The organism is Dyella sp. SG562 (assembly GCF_011759495.1).
In the GTDB taxonomy this organism is placed as follows: domain Bacteria; phylum Pseudomonadota; class Gammaproteobacteria; order Xanthomonadales; family Rhodanobacteraceae; genus Dyella_D; species Dyella_D marensis.
In genome coordinates this window covers 78,737-97,364 of sequence record NZ_JAAOYS010000009.1, presented here as the reverse complement: position 1 = coordinate 97,364, position 18,628 = coordinate 78,737, and the positions used below count along the sequence as shown (strand labels likewise).

Sequence of the window (18,628 nt, the reverse complement as noted above, 5' to 3'; positions counted from 1 at the left end):
GCATGATGCCGAGGCTTACGGCAAGCATTCGTTTTCGCATTGAAGCTTGCACTGGGCTGACATGCTCAGCGAATTGACGAAAAGCATTTCCAAAATCCAGCTTCCGTTCGTCCTGGTCTGAAATTTGGCTGAGATATTCCTGACTTAGTCGCTCCATGACTTAAGCAGAACATGTCCAGCCGTTGGACCTCGTCGGACAGAACTAATGAAACGCCGCGATTTTATGAAGCTGGCCGGTGCCTCGCTCGGCGCATCGGCCATGCTCGGCATGCCCTTCGTCATCCGTAGGGCGTTTGGTATCGAAGCGCATCGTGCCACCGGCACCATTGCCGATATCGAGCACGTGGTGATCCTGATGCAGGAGAACCGTTCGTTCGATCACTACTTCGGCAGCCTGCGCGGCGTACGCGGTTTCGGCGATCGCTTTCCGATTCCGGTGCAAGGGCAGCGGCGCGTATGGAGCCAGCAAGGCCATGCCGGCATGGTCGAGCCGTTCCATCTGGACGGCGACTCGATGAACGCGGCGCTGATCCGTTCCATGCCGCATTCGTATCCCGACGCGCAGGCGGCCTGGGGGCAGGGCCGGATGGACCAGTGGCCGCGCTTCAAGACGCCCGCGTCGATGGGCTACTACACGCGCAAGGAGGCACCGTTCCAGTACGCGCTGGCGGACGCCTTCACCATATGCGATGCGTATCACTGCTCGGTGATGGGCGCGACCACGCCCAACCGCGTCGTATTCTGGTCCGGCTCCGCGCTCGACCCGGGCCTGCGCACGCATGGTGCGCATGCCGACGACGGCACCGCCGAAATCGGCAACGTGCGCGGCTATGTCACAGGCAGCCTGCCCAGTCCGGGTTACACCTATCAGGGCACGGCGCTGCCGTGGAAGACCTTGCCGGAGCTGCTGGAGCAGGCGGGCGTGTCCTGGAAGACGTACCAGCATCCGAACGACAACTGGAATGGCGTCATGCATGGCGGCCTCTCGTTCGAGGGTTTCCGTTCGGCGCATCCGGGTTCGCCGCTGTACCGCAAGGGCATGTCCGAGCATTCCCTGCACGATCTGGCCAATGATGTGATGCGCGACGCCTTGCCCTCGGTAAGCTGGATCGTGCCGACGGCGCTGCAGTCGGAGCATCCGGGAGCGTCGTCCAGCGCCGGGCGCGCCGCGAATTTCGTCGAGCGCATCCTGCGGGCCCTGACCGCCAACCCGAAGAGCTGGAGCCGCACGGCGCTGTTCATCACCTACGATGAAAACGACGGCTTCTTCGATCATATGCCGCCGCCGGCGATTCCTTCGGTGCACCACGATGGCAGCTTCGCCGGCGCTTCGACCGTGTCGCTCGACGGCATGTATTTCAACGACCACGCGGGCAAGTATCTGCATCCGGGCGAAAGCCATCGCGGACCGCTGCGCGTTACCGGCCTCGGGCCGCGGGTGCCGATGTTCGTGGTGTCGCCGTGGAGCAAGGGCGGCTGGGTGAACTCCCAGGTGTTCGATCACACTTCGATGGCGATGTTCCTGGAGCGGCGTTTCGGCATCCATGTTGACGCCATCAGCCCATGGCACCGTGCCGTCTGCGGCGACCTCACCACCGCCTTCGACTTCACCGGCGCCACCGGCGAATTCCCGCCGCTGCCGCCGACCGCCGGCTACGAACAGGTCGAACAACGCGCGCGCAAGCTGCCTGCCGCAGCGCCGCCCGGCACGCCCTCGCCGCGCCTGCAGGAGCCGGGCACGCGGCCATCCAGGGCGCTGCCATACGACGCAGACGTTGCGCTGACACAGGCCGACGGCAGCCTTACGCTGCGCTTCGGCAATCGCGGCGGGCAAGGCGTGGTCATGCAGGTGTACGACAAGCTGCATCTGGAGCGCGTGCCGCGCCGCTATACCATCGAGGCTGGCAAGCAATGGGCGGATACGGCCTGGCATCCGCTGCGCGACGACGAAGGCCGCTTCGATCTGGAAGTTTTCGGGCCGAACGGTTTCTTCCGTTCGTTCAAGGGCACCGTGGCCGAGGCGGCTTCGCACGATATCGATCTTCAGGTGCGTTTCGACCTGGTGCGCGAAGAGGCGGTGCTGGAAGCGCACAACGCATCGGGCACACCGGCCAGGCTGGCGGTCAAGTCGCTTGCCTACCGTGAGCTGTCGGCCGAAGAGGCACTGCCTGCGGGCGAGACGCGCCGATATGCGTGGCGACTCGCGGACAGCGGCCCCTGGTACGACTTCCTGGTGGACCGGCCGGGCATGACGGTGCGCGTGGCAGGCCGGCTCGAAACCGGGCGCCATGCGACCAGCGATCCGGCTTGAACGCACACGCTCGATAGAACCCGGGAAGCGGATACGAAAAACGGCGGCCGCCTGCGGACCGCCGTTCGACGTTCAAGCCTGCGCCGTGCGCTTACGAGCGGCCGTAGACGTCTTCGAAGCGCACGATGTCGTCTTCGCCGAGGTAGCTGCCGGACTGCACCTCGATCATCTCCAGCGGCACCTTGCCCGGATTGCGCAGGCGATGGACGCTGCCCAGCGGGATATAGGTGCTCTGGTTCTCGGCCAGCAGGAACACCTTGTCGTCGCAGGTCACCTCGGCGGTGCCGGACACCACGATCCAGTGTTCCGCGCGGTGGTGGTGCTTCTGCAGGCTGAGCGCCGCGCCGGGCTTCACCACGATGCGCTTCACCTGGAAGCGGTCGCCGGCTTCCAGCGAGTCGTAGTTGCCCCAGGGGCGGTGCACCACGCGGTGCAGCGAGTGCTCGCTGCGGCCCATGGCCTTGAGATGGTCGACCACTTTCTTGACGTCCTGCGCCGCGTTGCGGTGCGCGACGAGGGTGGCGTCGGGCGTGGTGACGACGACGAGATCGTCGACGCCCACCGTCGCCACCAGGTGGCGGTCGTGCGAACGCAGCAGCGAATTGCGCGTGCCGATGGCCAGCGTGTCGCCTTCGAGCAGGTTGCCGTTGTCGTCCTTGGCGCCGGCCAGCCACAGCGCGGACCACGAGCCGATGTCGCTCCACTCGCAGCTCACCGGCACCACGGCGGCGTTCTTGCTCTTTTCCATCACGGCGTAGTCGATGGAGTCGTCCGGCACCTTGGCGAAGTCGTCCTTGTCCAGGCGCACGAAATCGAGGTCGGCCTTGGCCGATGCGAAGGCCTTGCGCGTGGCTTCCAGGATGGCCGGCGCGTGCACGCCCAGTTCTTCCAGGTAGCGCGCGGCCTTGAACAGGAACATGCCGGAGTTCCAGTCGTAGCCGCCTTCGGCCAGGTAGCCCTCGGCAGTGGCCTGGTTCGGCTTCTCGACGAACTTCTCCACCCGGTAGGTGCCTGCGCCGATCGACTCGGCGCGGCGGATATAGCCGAAGCCGGTCTCGGGGCGGTCCGGGCGGATGCCGAAGGTAACCAGCCAGCCCTCGCGGGCGGCCGGCAAGGCGGCCTGCACGGCCTCGACGAAGCTGGCGGTGTCGCCCACCAGGTGGTCGGCCGGCAGCACCAGCAGCAGGGCTTCCGGGTCGGACTTCAGCGCCTGCATGGCGCCCAGGGCGATGGCCGGCGCGGTGTTGCGCGGCGCGGGCTCCAGCATGATGGTGGCGCCGCTTACTTCCATGTCCAGCAGCTGGTCGGCGGCCAGGAAGCGGTGGTCGTCGCTGGCCACCACGATGGGCGCGGTGGCATCGGGCAGGGCGATGGCGCGGGCCACGGTCTGCTGGAACAGGGTGCCTTCGCCGGTCAGCGAGAGGAACTGCTTGGGCAGGTTCTTGCGCGAGATCGGCCACAGGCGCGTGCCGCTGCCGCCGCTGAGAATGAGGGGGATCAACATCGCGTCAGGATCCTGGCGAAATAAGGGATTGCAGTACGTCTTCCAGGCCATGCTGCCACGGCGGCAGGGTGGTGCGGAACGTGGCCTGGAATTCGCGGTTGTCCAGCAGCGAATAGGACGGCCGGCGGGCCGGGGTCGGAAATTCGCTGGTGCCGATGGCGGTGACGCGCGGCGCCCGCGCGATCAGGCCCAGGGCATGGGCGCGCTCGACGATGGCGCTGGCAAAGCCATGCCAGCTGGTGCTGCCGCCAGCGACCAGATGGTGCACGCCTTCCAGGGCCGGGCGTTCCGCGGCCGGGGCGGCCAGCCAGCGCTCCAGCGCGGCCAGCGTGGCGTCCGCGATGAGGCCGGTGCTGGTCGGCGTCCCGACCTGGTCCGCCACCACGCGCAGTTCGTCGCGCTCGCCGGCCAGGCGCAGCATGGTGCGCAGGAAGTTCTTGCCGTGCGCGGCGTAGACCCAGGCCGTGCGGAAGATCAGCGCATGGCCGCCCGCGGCCAGCACGGCCTGCTCGCCGGCCAGCTTGCTGCGGCCATAGGCGCTCAAGGGGCCGGTCGGGGCGTCGACGGGGTAGGGCGTGGGGCTTTCGCCGTCGAACACGTAGTCGGTGGAATAGTGGATCAGCAGGGCGCCATGCGCGGCGGTCCACTGCGCCATGGCGCCGGGCGATGCGGCATTGACGCGACGGGCGAGCGCTTCTTCCTGCTCGGCGCGGTCGACCGCGGTGTAGGCGGCGGCGTTGATGACGACGTCCGGCTGCACGGCATCGAGCAGGGCGGTGACGCTGGCGGGTTCCGCCAGGTCCGCGGCGACGGTGGCCACGTTCGCCACCGGCGTGCCGTCGCGCGTGGTGGCGGTGAGCTCGCCGAGCGCGGCCAGGCGGCCGCTTTCCAGGAAGGTCTGCCCCAGCTGGCCGGCGCCGCCGAACAGCACGATCCTCAACGCACGAACTCCGGCAGGCGCTCGGCCGGGATGTCCTTGAGGAACGGGGTTTTCTCGTCCTTCTCCGACAGCAGCGGCGATGCGATCGGCCAGTCGATGCCGATGTCGGCGTCGTTCCAGCGCACGCCGGCGTCGGCGGGGCCGTCGTACAGCGCGGTGCACTGATAGCTGAAGGTGGCGAATTCGGAGACCACGCAGAAGCCGTGCGCGAAGCCTTCCGGGATCCAGAAGTGGCGCTTGTTCTCCGCGCTCAGCATCACGCCCACCCACTTGCCGAAGTCCGGCGAGCCGCGGCGGATGTCGACGGCGACGTCGTACACCTCGCCTTCCAGCACGCTGACCAGCTTGCCCTGCGGATGGGGCCACTGGTAATGCAGGCCGCGCAGCACGCCGCGCGCGGAGCGCGAGACATTGGTCTGCACGAATTCGCCGGTGATGCCGGCCTCCTGGAAGCGCGCCTTGTTGTAGCTCTCGTAGAAGAACCCGCGGGCATCGCCGAAGACGCGCGGTTCCAGCACGAGCGCGCCAGGCAGCGAGGTTTCCACTACTTTCATCGTACGGGTCCTTGTTCAACCATGCGCTGCAGGTACTGGCCATAGCCGGTCTTGGCCAGCGGAGCGGCCAGGCGCAGCACCTGCTCGGCGTCGATCCAGCCGTTGATGAAGGCGATCTCCTCCGGGCAGCAGACCTTCAGGCCCTGCCGGTTCTCGATCGTCTGGATGTAGTTGCCGGCTTCGGCCAGCGAATCGTGCGTGCCAGTGTCCAGCCAGGCGAAGCCGCGGCCGAGCTGTTCCAGGTGCAGCGAGTCGTCTTCGAGATAACGGCGATTGAGGTCGGTGATTTCCAGCTCGCCGCGCGGCGAGGGCTTCAGCTCCGCCGCGTAGTCGCAGGCGCGGTGGTCGTAGAAGTACAGGCCGGTGACCGCGTAGTGCGACTTCGGCTTGGCGGGCTTTTCTTCCAGGCCGATGACGCGGCCGGTGTCGTCGAATTCCGCCACGCCGTAGCGCTCCGGATCGCGCACCCAGTAGCCGAATACCGTGGCGCCGTGCGCGCGCTGCGAGGCGCGGCGCAGCCGTTCGGTAAGGCCGTGGCCGTAGAAGATGTTGTCGCCCAGCACCAGGCAGCTCGGCTCGTTGCCGACGAAATCGCGGCCGATGATGTAGGCCTGGGCCAGACCGTCCGGCGAGGGCTGCGCGGCGTACTCGATGCTGATGCCCCACTGCGAGCCGTCGCCGAGCAGGGTGCGGAACAGATGCTGTTCGTGCGGCGTGTTGATCATCAGGATCTGCCGCACGCCGGCGAGCATCAGCGTCGCCAGCGGGTAGTACACCATCGGCTTGTCGTACACCGGCAGCAGCTGCTTGCTCACTGCCTGCGTGATCGGATACAGCCGCGTGCCGGAACCGCCGGCGAGGATGATGCCTTTCTGCGTAGTCATGTGCCCAGACGCTCCATTCGGTAGCTGCCGTCGAGTACTCGCTGTACCCACGGCTGATTGTCCAGGTACCAGCGCACCGTTGCCGCGATGCCGCTCTCGAAAGTCTCCTGCGGGCGCCAGCCGAGTTCGCGCTGCAGCTTGGAGGAGTCGATGGCGTAGCGGCGATCGTGGCCGGGACGATCCTTCACGAACGTGATGAGGGATTCACGCGGCTTGCCGCCGGGCAGCGCGCCGTGCTGGTCGAGCAGGCCGCAGATGGTGCGCACCACCGTGATGTTTTCGCGCTCGGCATTGCCGCCTACGTTGTACGTTTCACCCACGCGGCCGCGCGCCAGCACGGCGCGGATGGCGCGGCAATGGTCGCCCACGTGCAGCCAGTCGCGGATATTGCGGCCGTCGCCGTAGACCGGCAGCGCTTCGCCGGCCAGCGCCTTCTGCACGATCAGCGGGATCAGCTTCTCGGGAAACTGGAACGGGCCGTAGTTGTTCGAGCAGTTGGTGGTGAGCGTGGGCAGCCCATAGGTGTGGTGGAACGCGCGCACCAGGTGATCGGACGCGGCCTTCGACGCGGAGTACGGCGAGTTCGGCGCATACGGCGTGGTTTCGGTGAAGGCGCCTTCGGCGCCGAGCGAGCCGTACACCTCGTCGGTCGACACATGCAGGAAGCGGAACGCGTCACGCGCTTCGCCTTCCAGCGACAGCCAGTAATTGCGCGCGCTTTCGAGCAGGCCCAGCGTACCCACCACATTGGTTTCGACGAAGGCGGCGGGGCCGTCGATGGAACGGTCCACATGCGATTCGGCGGCGAAGTTCACCACCGCCTGGGGACGATGCCTGGCGAGCAGGCCGGCGATCAGTTCGCGGTCGCCGATATCGCCCTGGACGAACACGTGCTTCGGATTCGACTTGACCGAGGCCAATGTGTCGAGATTGCCGGCGTAGGTGAGCTTGTCGAGATTGATGACGGTGTGGCCATCGGCCAAGGCTTGCAGTACGAAGTTGGCACCGATGAAGCCGGCTCCGCCGGTGACCAGGATCGTGACGGGCATTTCCGAATGGCTGCTCATTTAATCCGTCCAAATTAGGGGAATGGGCAGCGTGGGGGCGCCGGCCAACCACGCATTCTACCCGACGCTAAAGTCCGTATTTCAACGGCTAATGAACCCGGGGCGCGATGGCGCCAAGGGCGGCCCTGGGGCTGCGGCGGGGCCTTGCGGTATTATGGTTCATTAACTACTCGATCTCGGAAACGGAGCAGTCCAGATGGGCAAGAGCGATAACGCGGCGCGCGAAGCAGGTCTTGGCACGCTGGCCATTCACGCTGGGCAGTCTCCCGATCCGTCGACGGGGGCGATCATGCCGCCGATCTATGCGACGTCCACCTACGTGCAGGAAAGCCCTGGCCATCACCAGGGCTACGAGTATTCGCGCACGCAGAACCCGACGCGCATGGCCTACGAGCGCTGCGTGGCGGGCCTGGAAGCCGGCGTCGCCGGTTTCGCCTTCGCCTCCGGCCTGGCCGCCGCGGCCACCGTGCTGGACCTGCTCGACGCGGGCAGCCACGTGATCGCCATGGACGATCTCTACGGCGGCAGCTACCGCCTGTTCGAACGCGTGCGCCGCCGTTCGGCCGGCCTGGATTTCACCTTTCTCGATCTGAACGACGAAGCCGCGCTGGCGCAGGCGGTGCGCGCCGAAACGCGCATGATCTGGATCGAGACGCCGACCAATCCGCTGCTCAAGCTGGTGGATATCGCCAAGGTCGTGGCGTTCGCGCGCAGGCACAAGCTGCTGGTGGTGGTGGACAACACCTTCTGCTCGCCGATGCTGCAGCGTCCGCTGACCATGGGCGCGGACCTGGTGCTGCATTCGGCCACCAAGTATCTCAATGGCCACTCGGACATGGTCGGCGGCGTGGTCGTCGCGGCCAACGAGGAGCTCGCGCAGAAGATGGCCTTCGTGCAGAACTCCGTCGGCGCGGTGCAGGGTCCGTTCGACAGCTTCCTGGCGCTGCGCGGCCTGAAGACGCTGCACCTGCGCATGCGCGAACACAATGCCAACGCGCTGGCGCTGGCGCAGTGGCTGCAGCAGCGGCCGGAAGTGGAAAAAGTGATCTATCCGGGCCTGCCCAGCCATCCGCAGCACGAGCTGGCCAGGCAGCAGATGCGGGGCTTCGGCGGCATGATCAGTTTCTACATCAAGGGCGGCCTGGATGCGGCGCGCCGCTTCTGCGAGCGCACGCATTACTTCGCGCTGGCCGAGTCGCTGGGCGGCGTCGAGAGCCTGGTCAACCATCCGGCGATCATGACGCACGCCTCGGTGCCCGCCGACGTGCGCGCGCGCCTGGGCATCACCGACAACCTGGTGCGCCTGAGCGTGGGTGTGGAAGACCTGGCCGACCTGCAGGCCGATCTCGCCCAGGCCCTGGCCCATGACTGAAGCCGGCGAGGCCAGGCTGCGCCTGCTCGTCACCGGTGCCGGCGGCTTCGTCGGCGAGCATGTGCGCCAGGCCGTCGAGGCGGGCGAGTTCGGGCCGTATGAGTGGCACCCCGCACCGGAAGGCTTTGACGTGCGCAGCCGCGACGCGGTGGATGCGCTGATCGCCGAGGTGAAGCCCGATGCGGTGCTGCACCTGGCCGCTCAGAGTTTCGTGCCGCAGTCGTTCAAGGACCCGGCCGGCACCTTCGAGGTGAACGTGCTCGGCACCTTGCACCTGCTGCAGTCGCTCACGCAGTCGGGTTTCCGCGGACGCTTTCTTTACGTCAGCTCGGGCGACGTCTACGGCCTGGTGCCGGACGCGCTGCTGCCGGTGGACGAGCGCCGCTGGCCGGAGCCGCGCAATCCGTATGCGTCCAGCAAGATCGCCGCCGAGACCCTGGTGCTGCAGTGGCATCGCGCGCAGGGACTGGATGCGATGGTGGTGCGGCCGTTCAATCACATCGGTCCGGGCCAGCGGAAGGACTTCGCCATCCCGGCCTTCGCGCACCAGATCGTCGACATCGCCGAAGGCCGGCAGGCGCCGGTGCTGGACGTGGGCGACATCGACACCACCCGCGATTTCCTCGACGTGCGCGACGTGGTGCGCGGCTATGCCGCCCTGTTCGCACGTGGCCAGGCCGGCGGCACCTACGTGCTGGGCAGTGGCGTGGAGCGCCGCATCCGCGACATGATCGGCTTCATGTGTGAAGCCTGCGGCGTGAATCCGGAGATCCGGCAGGACCCGGCCCGGCTGCGCCCCAGCGAACAGCGGCGCATGGTGGCCGACGCGGCCTTGATCCGCGCGCATACCGGCTGGTCGCCGCGCTACAGCATCGAACAAACCTTACATGACGTTATCGAAGACGCGAGAGGCATTGCATGACTAAGAACAAATCCGCGCTGATCACAGGGATCACCGGTCAGGACGGTGCCTATCTCGCGCAGCTCCTGTTGGGCAAGGGCTACCAGGTGCACGGTTTCCTGCCGCGCCGCAGTACCGACACCTCGTGGCGCCTGCGCGAGCTGGGCATCCTCGACGACGTGCACATGATCGAGGGCGACCTCAGCGACCTTTCTTCGCTGATCCGCGCCGTCGAAGGTTCGCGCGCGGACGAGGTGTACAACCTCGGCGCGCAGAGCTTCGTGGGTACCTCCTGGCAGCAGCCGCTGCTGACCGCGGACGTCGACGGCGTCGGCGCGCTGCGCGTGCTGGAAGCGGTGCGCATCGTCAACCGCGAGGCGCGTTTCTACCAGGCCTCGACCAGCGAGATGTTCGGCCTGATCCAGGCCGAGCGCCAGGACGAGAGCACGCCGTTCTATCCGCGCAGCCCCTACGGCGTGGCCAAGCTGATGGGCCACTGGGCGACCGTGAACTATCGCGAGAGCTACGGCATGCACGCCTCCAGCGGCATCCTGTTCAATCACGAGTCCCCGCTGCGCGGCATCGAGTTCGTCACGCGCAAGGTGGCGCACGCGGTGGCCTCGATCAAGCTGGGCCTGCAGAAAGAACTGCGCCTGGGCAATATCGACGCCAAGCGCGACTGGGGCTTCGCCGGCGACTATGTGGAAGCGATGTGGCTGATGCTGCAGCAGGCCGGCGCGGACGACTACGTGGTGGCCACCGGCAAGACGGTGAGCGTGCGCGACATGTGCGAACTGGCCTTCGCCCACGTCGGCCTGAAGTACCAGGACTACGTGGTGCAGGACGAGAAGTTCATGCGCCCCGCCGAAGTGGACGTACTGCTGGGCAACCCGGCCAAGGCCAAGGCCAAGCTGGGCTGGGCGCCGCGCACCACGTTCGAACAGCTGATCGCGATGATGGTGGATGCGGATCTGCGGCGGTTGTCGTCGCGCTGATCCTGAATCACGTGCACAAAAAAAGGGCTCCATCGGAGCCCTTTTTCTTTGGCCGCCGTGGCCCCGGTCAGGCGCCGGCGATTTCCGCCAGCCGCCGCCGATAGCTCATGCCCACCCGGCGATAGCCGACCTTCTCGCGCACCATCAGGCTGGCCTTGCGCCCCAGTTCGCGGCCCAGCGCATGGTCGTCCACCAGCTGGCGCATATAGTCCGCCGCCTGCTCGACGTTCGCGTCGGCCCACACCTGGCCTTCGTGCTTCGGATACTCGCCGTCCTTCACCGGAATCAGCGTGTAGTCCACCAGCATCGCCGATCCGGCATCCATGAAGTCCATGTTGCCGGAGTAGCCCGTGGCGATCAGCGGCTTGCCCAGGTACATCGCTTCGGCCAGGCCGCGGCCGAAACCTTCCGAGCGGTGCAGCGAGACGAAGCAGTCGCAGCTGCGGATCAGGTTCTTCACTTCGTTGTCGGTGACGGTGCGGTCGATCAGCACCACGCGGTCGCGCAGCGGCTTGATCTCTTCCTTCAGCTTGGCCAGGCCGGCCGGGTTCACTTCGCTGCCGTTGAGCTTGATCACCAGGCAGCAGTCGGCGTGCGGACGGCTGGCCACCAGCTGCTGGAAGGCGCGCACCACGGCTTCCGGGTTCTTGCGCGTGGCGTAGGAGCGGAAGTCGAAGAAGAACAGGAACGCGTACGCGCTTTCAGGGATGCCGAAATAGCGCCGGTCCAGGAAGCTGGCCAGGTCGACCTCGCAGCTCACCGGCAGGTGGCGCAGCGGCTTGCTGAGGCGGCCTTCGAGCGAGTCGGCGATGAACTTCGACGGCGCCCACACTTCGTCGAAGCGTTCCAGTTCGGCGATCCATTCGTCCGGGAAGTTCGACAGCTCCCAGTTCGGATAGATGATGTTGTATGCCGATTCGAACGCGCGCTGGTCCAGCGTGGCGAGCGCCTGTTCGACTTCGTTGGCGTTGAGGTGGAACACGTTCACCTGGCCGAGCCGGTCGGTGAGGGCCGGGCCGAATTCGACCGCGGCGGCCGGATCCGGCTCGTTCATGCGGTACACGTCGAGCAGGCCGGGGCGCACCGCCACCGAACGCAGCGCGCGGTACGAGCAGCGCAGGCTTTCGCCGCAGCCGATGGGTGCGTAGGGATGGCCGACGAGGACGAGTGGTTGGGTCATGGCGCTCATCCCAGCGAGTACTTGTTGTGGCGGGCCAGCTTGTCGGCATCCAGCGCGTTGGCGTGCGCCTGCAGGAAGCTGTGGCCGAAGCGGCGGTCCGGTTCGAGATAGGCGCCTTCGGCCCATTCGTTCCAGGCATTGATGAAGACGATGCGCTCGTCGCCGCTGAACTGCTGCTTGGTGCGCTCCACCGTGGTTTCCAGCCAGGCCTGGAACGCGCCCGGGGTGGCCGCGTCGAAGCAGTAGCTGTTGTGCTGGCGGCGCGCGGTGTTGTCCCAGCCGGGCATCACGCCCATGAAGCGCTTGTACGGCGGCAGCTCGCGCGTGGCGTACTTCACCGCGATGTCGCGGTAGTCGGCCACGGCGCCCTGGAAATCCGGATTGAGCTGCTGACCCGGCAGCGCGATCGGCTCGGCCATGCCCTGCGGTGGGAATTCCACCGAGGCATCGCAGCCGAACTGCTCGGGCGTGGCGCCGGAGGTAGCCAGCTCGAACGATTCGACCTGGGCGATGTAGATCTCGCCGATGCCTTCCTTGCGGCACACCTCGCGCCACAGCGAGGCGGTGCGCGCGAAATCGGGGAACAGCGTGGTGCGGTAGACCAGGATCAGCGGCTTGCCGTGGATGCGGATGTAGTTGGACTGGCGGAAGTAGCGCATCAGGTCGTGGATGACCGCCAGGTCGTCCTCGTCCGAATGCTTCTGCGCCATCAGCAGCTCGTGTTCTTGCCCATCCCAGCGGCGCGTCCAGTTCTCGTTGGCCCAGCACAGGCAGAACGGGAAGTCCGGCTTGGAAGTGGCCAGCATCTGCTCGATCGGGCGCTCCAGCAGGCGATGGCCGGCGAACCAGTAGTAGTAGAAGCAGAAGCCGCCGATGCCGTAGCGGCGCGCGAGTTCCGCCTGCTTCTCCAGCACTTCGGGCAGGCGCAGGTCGTAGTAGCCCAGGTCCGCCGGCATGCGCGGCTGGTAGTGGCCGACGTAGTTGGGCTGGGCCTTGCTGACGTTGGTCCATTCGGTGAAGCCGCGGCCCCACCACAGGTCGTTCTCGGGAATCGGATGGAACTGCGGCAGGTAGAACGCGATGGTGCGCACGGTGTCGAGCGCGTCCAGCTGTTCGCGCCAGCGCGAGGTGAAGGTGTCGAGGTTTTGCGCGATGCAGTTGAGCTTGTACTCGCTGGGCAGTGCTTCCGAAGTGAGGCTCAGGTGATGCAGCACGGTGGCCTGGCCGCAGTAGACGATGCGCTTGCCGGCAGCGCGCAGGCGCATGCACAGGTCGGAGTCCTCGCAGTAGGCCGGCGCGTAGCGCTCGTCGAAGCCGCCCATGGCCTGGAACTCGCCCTGGCGCACCAGCAGGCAGGCGCCGCTGCAGTAGTCCACGTCGCGGTTGTAGCTGTAGCGCGGCAGGTCGGGCTGGTCGTTGAGGCCGACCAGTTCGGCGGTGCCGTCGCGGTGCCAGCGCGTGCCGGCTTCCTGCAGCCAGCCGCTGGGATACACGATGCGCGGACCGGCCGCGCCCACCGTGGCATCGCCGTCGATGCAGTCGACCAGGGCCTTCAGCCAGCCCGGCGTGACCTGCACGTCGTTGTTGAGGAACAGCAGGTATTTGCCGCGGGCTTCCTTGGCGGCGGTGTTGCAGTTGCGCAGGAAGCCGAGATTGGCCGGCTGGTTGACCACGCGCAGGTTGGCGATGGTGGCCAGCACCTGGGCGGTGTCGTCGGTGGACGCATCGTTGGCCACCAGCACTTCGAAATCCGGATCGCCCGGGCGCTGCGCGGCGGCGATCGACGCCAGGCATTCCAGGGTGGTGATCAGATGGTTGTAGGCCGGCACCAGGATGGTCACGGTCGGCTGCGCCGCGGCGAGCGGCAGCTTCACCTTGGCCGCGGCGGCATCGGCGGAGAGGTGCGAGAAATCGAGCAGCGGGAACGAGGCGGGCTGGCGCCTGGCGCGCAGCGCCTGGGTGCTGTCGGCGATGCGCTGCTTCACCGCGCCGTAGTCGGCCCACTCGCGCACGCCGTCGGCCTGCCACAGCGTGCCGGAGCTCTGCATCGGGCTGGGCGCCTGGTACGCCGGCGGGGCGACGGTGAAGCTCGGGCTGGGCGCGTGCGTGCCCTGGTAGGCGCGCCAGCGGCGGTAAGCCGCGGTATGGCTGAGCAGCGGGCCGAAGGCGCGGAACAGCGCGTTCTTGATCGCCAGCTTGGTGCCCATGCCGATGGGCAGGCGGCGGTAGACGGTCTTGACGGTGGCGACGGTGCGCTGGCGCAGCCGGGTTTTCAGAGAGCTCATCTTCGTCCTGCCGCTCCGCAGAGGAGCGGTCAATTTCCAACTGTGCGACTGGCGCATGACCGCCAGTTCGTCCGTGAGGGCCTGGCGCTGCTGCTCGGCTTGTCCGAGTTCGCCGCGCAGGCGTTCCTGCTCGGCGCGGACGCGGTCGTGCTCCTGGCGGAAGCGGTCCAGTTCCGTGCGCAGGCGTTCGTGCTCGACGCGTGCTTCGTTCTTCGCTTCGTGCTTGGCGGCCTGCTTGACGGCTTCGATGTCGATCGCCGGGGGCGGAGCGGGCTGTACCGCGGCCGGCGGCGGGGCTTCGGCGGAAGCATCCAGCCGTTCGATCAGTTCGCTGATCGCGGTGCGCAGTTCCGCCGATTCGGCCAGCGTCGCCTGCGCCGACGAATGGCCGGCCAGCAGGCCGCCGACGTCGGGCGCCACGGACATCACGTGCGACTGGTAATCGGCCAGCTCCAGCACTCCGGTGTACTGGCCCTGCACTTCGGCGATCAGCGTGGCTTCCAGGTCCAGGTAGGTCTGGATATGCGTGGACGTCAGCACGTAGCCGTGCTTGCGGAAGGTTTCGCGGATCAGCGTCGCGGTATGCAGCATCTGGCGGTCGGCGGGAACCGCCACGCCCAGCAAGGTGCCGAAGGTGAGCTTGAGCGCGCGGAAGCCGAGATAGCCGACGGTGAGCGGCGCGTGGAAATGCCATTCCAGGTCGAAGAAGCGCGCCTCGCCGTCGTGCCCGACGATGAGGTTGTCGGGCATGGCGTCGAACAGCTGCGCCGGTACCGGCGTATCGATCGCCAGTTCCTCCGCCTTGGGCGAACCGGGCATGGCCTTGGCCAGTGCGCGCAGCCACAGGCCGAACCAGTCCGATACATCCTGCAGGCTCCAGCCCGGGATCACCACGATCTGCTCGAAGCGCTCGCTCCAGTGCTGGCCGGCGAGATAGGTTTCTTCGGTGGCGTGGTTGAGCAGCAGGCGCGATTCGATCGCGGCCGAAGGAATCAGGCGTTCGCGCGACACGCGCACGCCGTCGCCGCTGCGCGTGAAGCGGCTGAGCTTCTTGTAGGCGGGGTGGCGCTGGGTGGAATACAGCTCCGCCAGCACGCCCGGCGCGAGCTGCTCGAACGTGGCCGAGGCCTGGCTCTTGCCGGCGATCACCAGGAACGAGTTGGCCATGTCGTCGAGCAGTCCGTTGCGTCCGAGCACGGCGAAGGCGCGGCTCATGGAGAACAGCGGCGAATAGCGGATCTGGCGGTCCTTGCGCGAGGCCTGGCCAGCCAGCGAGGCGGCGTCGAAGGCGTCGCCGGCCTGCAGCGCCGCCGGCAGGATCACATTGCCCGGCAGCTTGTAGTCGGGGAACGGCATGGCCACTTCGCTGCGCGCATAGCCGGCGGCGGCGATGCGCCGCTGCAGCTCCTGCTTGCCGAAGGTGACCACGCCGTCGCGGCGGTAGCCGTCCTCGATGCCGGCCATGGCGCGGCCGAGGTGGTCCTCGGGAATGCCGGCGAAATACTTCAGGCCCAGCTGGTTCTCGATCGCCACGATCAGCACGCCGTCGTCGCTGAGCAGCTGGTGCGCGCGGCGCAGCGTCTCGGCGATGGGATCCTCGCCGGCGGTGTACATGCGCGCGTATTCGAGCACGCCGATCAGGGTGACCACGTCGAACTTCGCGTCGGTCTCCAGCGCGTCGAAGCGGTCGTTCATCACCGTCACGCCGGGCAGGTCGCGGCAGCGCGAGGCGGCGATGGAGGCGCGGCGAGGGCTGCCTTCCAGCGCCAGCACCTGCGCACCGCATTCGCCCAGGTAGCGCGTGATGGCGCCGCAGCCGGCGCCGATCTCCAGCACGCGCGCGCCGGCGAACAGCTTGCCGATCGGGCGCAGCAGGTTCGCGCGGTCGGCGCTCAGGTGATAGACCGACGGCCAGTCGATCTGGTGGCGCTCAAGCTCGGTGGAAAACAGCGATACGTCGCTGCTCGAAGCGATCGCATGGCGGATGCGCTGCTCGACTTCGTCGCCGTCGGAATAGGCAAAAGGCTTGGCCGGGCGGGTGGCATGCGACCACACGCGGTGCTCGGCGTCGAGCACGTAGCCGGCGCTGCGCAGCGCCTCGGCAAGAGATGCGGCGGCAACGTTCATCAGGGGCTCTCCTTGGCGTCCATCCGCACGTCGAGCATGGCCAGGCCGAAAAAGCCCTTGCCGTTGACGTTCAGATGGATGGAATCGTAGCGGCGGTCGTGCGGCACGACTTCGACGCCGTTATGGCTGGCAACCCCCACCGACAGGAAATAGTCGCCCGGTCCAAGGCGACAATCGAATTCGAAACTGACGTCCGCGGTGGTGCCGCGTCCGCCCAGGCGATCGACGTCGTATTCGATCAGCTCCGAGTTGGTGCCGAACACGGTGACGCCGTCCTTGGTCTTCACGGTCAGGCCGAAGATCGGCCGCGGGATGGCTTCTTCGAAGCGCACGCGCAGCATCAGCTTGAGGCGGTCCCCGGGTTCCACTGTCGACGGATCCCAGGCGTGCGAGGACTGCATGCGGAAATCCTCGATGCGCACCGTGCCGTCGCCCCAGCGGTATTCGTAGGGGTTGTAGTTCGGGCGCGTCTCGAAGCCGCCGCTGACCAGCACGCCGTCGGCATCGGCGTCGGCTTCGCCCGGTGCCGTGCCGGCCGCGGCTTCGTCGCGGGCGATGGCGCGCCGGGCCTTGCCGAACAGCAGGTCCAGATAGGTGTGGACCACGTCCTTGGGCTGGCCTTCCTGGTGCATCAGGCCTTCGTGCAGCAGGATGGCGCGGTCGCAGTGGCTGACGATCTGCTCGGTGGAATGCGACACGAACAGGATCGAGGTGCCGGCTTCCTTCAGCGTATCCAGGCGCGCGAAGCACTTGGACTGGAACTTGGCGTCGCCTACCGAGAGCGCTTCGTCGACGATGAGCACGTCCGGATCGACCTGTGCCTGCACCGCGAAGGCCAGGCGCACCACCATGCCGCTGGAATAGGTCTTGACCGGGCGGTTGACGAAGTCGCCGATGTCGGCGAACGCGAGAATCGCGTCCATGCGCTGGTCGAGCTCCGCCGCCGACAGCCCGAGCACCGCCGCGTTGAGGCGGATGTTCTCGATGCCGGTGAAATCCGGATTGAAGCCCGAACCCAGTTCCAGCAGCGCGGCCACGCGGCCGTGGACTTCGATGTCGCCCGCAGTCGGCGCCAGGGTGCCGGCGATCATCTGCAGCAGGGTGGACTTGCCGGAACCGTTCTTGCCGACCACGCCGATCGTCTCGCCGCGGCGCACCTGGAAGTCGATGCCGCGCAGGGCCCAGAATTCCTTGTAGTGGCGGCGCTCGCGCAGCTGGCCGGCGAGGCGCTGCGCGCCGACGCTGCCGATCACCCGCGCCGCGCGCGGATAGAACGACTGCACCAGCCGGTGCATCGGGCTTTCATAAATGTTGTAGCACTTGCTTACGCCGCTGACGCGGATGGCCAGATCAGAGGACATCGGCAAAACCCCGGCGCGTGCGCTGGAACCACCAGAAGCCGAAGCTGGCGATCAGCAGGCCGCCCAGCGTGAAGAGGCCGAGCATGCCCCAGTCGGGCAGCGTGCCCAGGATCAGCACCTTGCGCGATTCGCCCATCAGGAAGGTCATTGGATTCAAATAGAACAGCGAACGAAAGCTCTCCGGAATCGCCGTGACCGGATAGAACAGCGGCGACAGGAACATGGTCATCATCACCAGGTGGCCGACCAGCTGGCCGATGTCGCGCAGGTACACGCCCAGCGCCGACAGAAACCACACCACGCCCAGCACCAGCAGCACCAGCGGCACGAACACCAGCGGGATCAGCACGAAGGTCCACGGCGGCACGCCCTTCATCACCACGTGCGCCAGCAGCAGGATGCCCAGGCTGATGGCCGCCTGGAACAGGCCGGAGCCGGCGATGACCCAGGCCTGGGTTTCCAGCGGAAAGACGATCTTCTTGACCAGGTTGGGCGTGGCGGTGACCGCGCCCGGCGCGCGATTCACGCACTCGGCAAAGAAATTGAAGACCAGCATGCCGGCGAACAGCATCAGCGCGAATTCCGACGGATCGGTGGCGGTGCCGCCCCAGCGCATCTTGAACACCTGGCTGAACACGAAGGTGTAGATCAGCAGCATGATCAGCGGATTGAGAATGGCCCACGCCATGCCCAGCGCCGAACCGCGATAGCGCGAGGCGATGTCGCGGCGGATCAGGGAGGCGATCAGCGCCCGGTGGCTTAAGAAGCTCCCGGCAATCGCCCTGGGGCCGCTGCGGTACTGCTGGCGGGAACTGAGTATGGTCGATGGCGTCATAAGTGCCTGAATAGTCTGGACTGACTTCCGGTCAAGGCCGTCATCGCTAAACCGGTAATTATACCGGCTGCCCTGGGATGAGAGTAGGAAAATTGCCCGGCGTGGCTGACCGTGCGGTAAATTAGAAGATTCCGGCGGCGCAGGGGCGGGATGGCTGCTTCCGTAGGGGATTCATCGGCAATCGGCGGAATTCGGCACGGCCCGCGGCTCGTTTCCGCGGCGCGGGCATTGAAGGCCAAGAGGAAATGCATGGATACAAGAATTGACGGTGGTCCCGGCGAAAACGCCGGAAACGCACCGCGCCTGTTGTGG

13 protein-coding genes are annotated in these 18,628 nt (G+C 66.9%); 4 read left to right on the top strand and 9 right to left on the bottom strand.

The annotated features are described in order from the left end of the window. Positions 1-205 precede the first annotated feature (205 nt). The gene (locus FHW84_RS16520) at positions 206-2,311 is read left to right on the top strand and encodes a phospholipase C, phosphocholine-specific (protein ID WP_167257075.1); all 2,106 of its coding nucleotides are present in this window, start codon (positions 206-208) and stop codon (positions 2,309-2,311) included. A 91-nt stretch (positions 2,312-2,402) separates the two neighbouring features. Here FHW84_RS16520 and FHW84_RS16515 read toward each other — a convergent pair whose 3' ends face one another. Genes FHW84_RS16515 through rfbB form a run of 5 tightly spaced genes read right to left on the bottom strand, consistent with a single transcriptional unit; the run spans position 2,403 to position 7,260 of the window. After that, positions 2,403-3,815, bottom strand: coding sequence for a mannose-1-phosphate guanylyltransferase/mannose-6-phosphate isomerase (locus tag FHW84_RS16515; protein ID WP_167257074.1), 1,413 nt, complete (start codon positions 3,813-3,815; stop codon positions 2,403-2,405). A gap of 4 nt (positions 3,816-3,819) precedes the next feature. Next, a complete protein-coding gene (rfbD, locus tag FHW84_RS16510; protein WP_167257073.1) occupies positions 3,820-4,755 on the bottom strand; it encodes a dTDP-4-dehydrorhamnose reductase in 936 nt (311 codons plus the stop codon). Further along, on the bottom strand, positions 4,752-5,309 hold the full coding sequence (gene rfbC / locus FHW84_RS16505; RefSeq protein WP_167257072.1) for a dTDP-4-dehydrorhamnose 3,5-epimerase: 558 nt from the start codon (positions 5,307-5,309) through the stop codon (positions 4,752-4,754). Before rfbC ends, rfbD begins: the two co-directional genes overlap by 4 nt. Beyond that, the gene (gene rfbA, locus FHW84_RS16500) at positions 5,306-6,193 is read right to left on the bottom strand and encodes a glucose-1-phosphate thymidylyltransferase RfbA (protein ID WP_167257071.1); all 888 of its coding nucleotides are present in this window, start codon (positions 6,191-6,193) and stop codon (positions 5,306-5,308) included. Before rfbA ends, rfbC begins: the two co-directional genes overlap by 4 nt. Then, positions 6,190-7,260, bottom strand: coding sequence for a dTDP-glucose 4,6-dehydratase (gene rfbB, locus FHW84_RS16495; RefSeq protein WP_243868152.1), 1,071 nt, complete (start codon positions 7,258-7,260; stop codon positions 6,190-6,192). The genes rfbA and rfbB overlap by 4 nt, the downstream gene beginning before the upstream one ends. A 196-nt stretch (positions 7,261-7,456) precedes the next feature. Here rfbB and FHW84_RS16490 point away from each other — a divergent pair, with 196 nt between their 5' ends. From FHW84_RS16490 to FHW84_RS16480, 3 genes are read left to right on the top strand one after another with little or no spacing between them, the layout of a single operon-like run. Next, positions 7,457-8,632 (top strand): cystathionine gamma-synthase, encoded by a 1,176-nt coding sequence (locus FHW84_RS16490; protein ID WP_167257070.1) that lies wholly within the window; start codon positions 7,457-7,459, stop codon positions 8,630-8,632. Beyond that, complete coding sequence (locus FHW84_RS16485; protein WP_208399830.1) at positions 8,625-9,554, top strand: GDP-mannose 4,6-dehydratase; 930 nt, start codon at positions 8,625-8,627, stop codon at positions 9,552-9,554. Before FHW84_RS16490 ends, FHW84_RS16485 begins: the two co-directional genes overlap by 8 nt. Beyond that, the gene (locus FHW84_RS16480; protein ID WP_167257069.1) at positions 9,551-10,528 is read left to right on the top strand and encodes a GDP-mannose 4,6-dehydratase; all 978 of its coding nucleotides are present in this window, start codon (positions 9,551-9,553) and stop codon (positions 10,526-10,528) included. The genes FHW84_RS16485 and FHW84_RS16480 overlap by 4 nt, the downstream gene beginning before the upstream one ends. A 67-nt stretch (positions 10,529-10,595) precedes the next feature. Here the strand turns inward: FHW84_RS16480 and FHW84_RS16475 are convergent, their stop codons facing one another. Genes FHW84_RS16475 through FHW84_RS16460 form a run of 4 tightly spaced genes read right to left on the bottom strand, consistent with a single transcriptional unit; the run spans position 10,596 to position 18,316 of the window. Then, entirely contained in the window at positions 10,596-11,708 is a 1,113-nt protein-coding gene (locus FHW84_RS16475) for a glycosyltransferase family 4 protein (RefSeq protein ID WP_208399829.1), read from the bottom strand. A 5-nt stretch (positions 11,709-11,713) separates the two neighbouring features. Further along, entirely contained in the window at positions 11,714-16,120 is a 4,407-nt protein-coding gene (locus FHW84_RS16470) for a glycoside hydrolase family 99-like domain-containing protein (RefSeq protein ID WP_167257067.1), read from the bottom strand. Beyond that, positions 16,120-17,481: an ABC transporter ATP-binding protein gene (locus tag FHW84_RS16465; protein WP_167257066.1), complete on the bottom strand. Its 1,362-nt coding sequence runs from the start codon at positions 17,479-17,481 to the stop codon at positions 16,120-16,122. The genes FHW84_RS16470 and FHW84_RS16465 overlap by 1 nt, the downstream gene beginning before the upstream one ends. After that, positions 17,471-18,316, bottom strand: coding sequence for an ABC transporter permease (locus FHW84_RS16460; RefSeq protein WP_167257065.1), 846 nt, complete (start codon positions 18,314-18,316; stop codon positions 17,471-17,473). Before FHW84_RS16460 ends, FHW84_RS16465 begins: the two co-directional genes overlap by 11 nt. Positions 18,317-18,628: the final 312 nt, after the last annotated feature.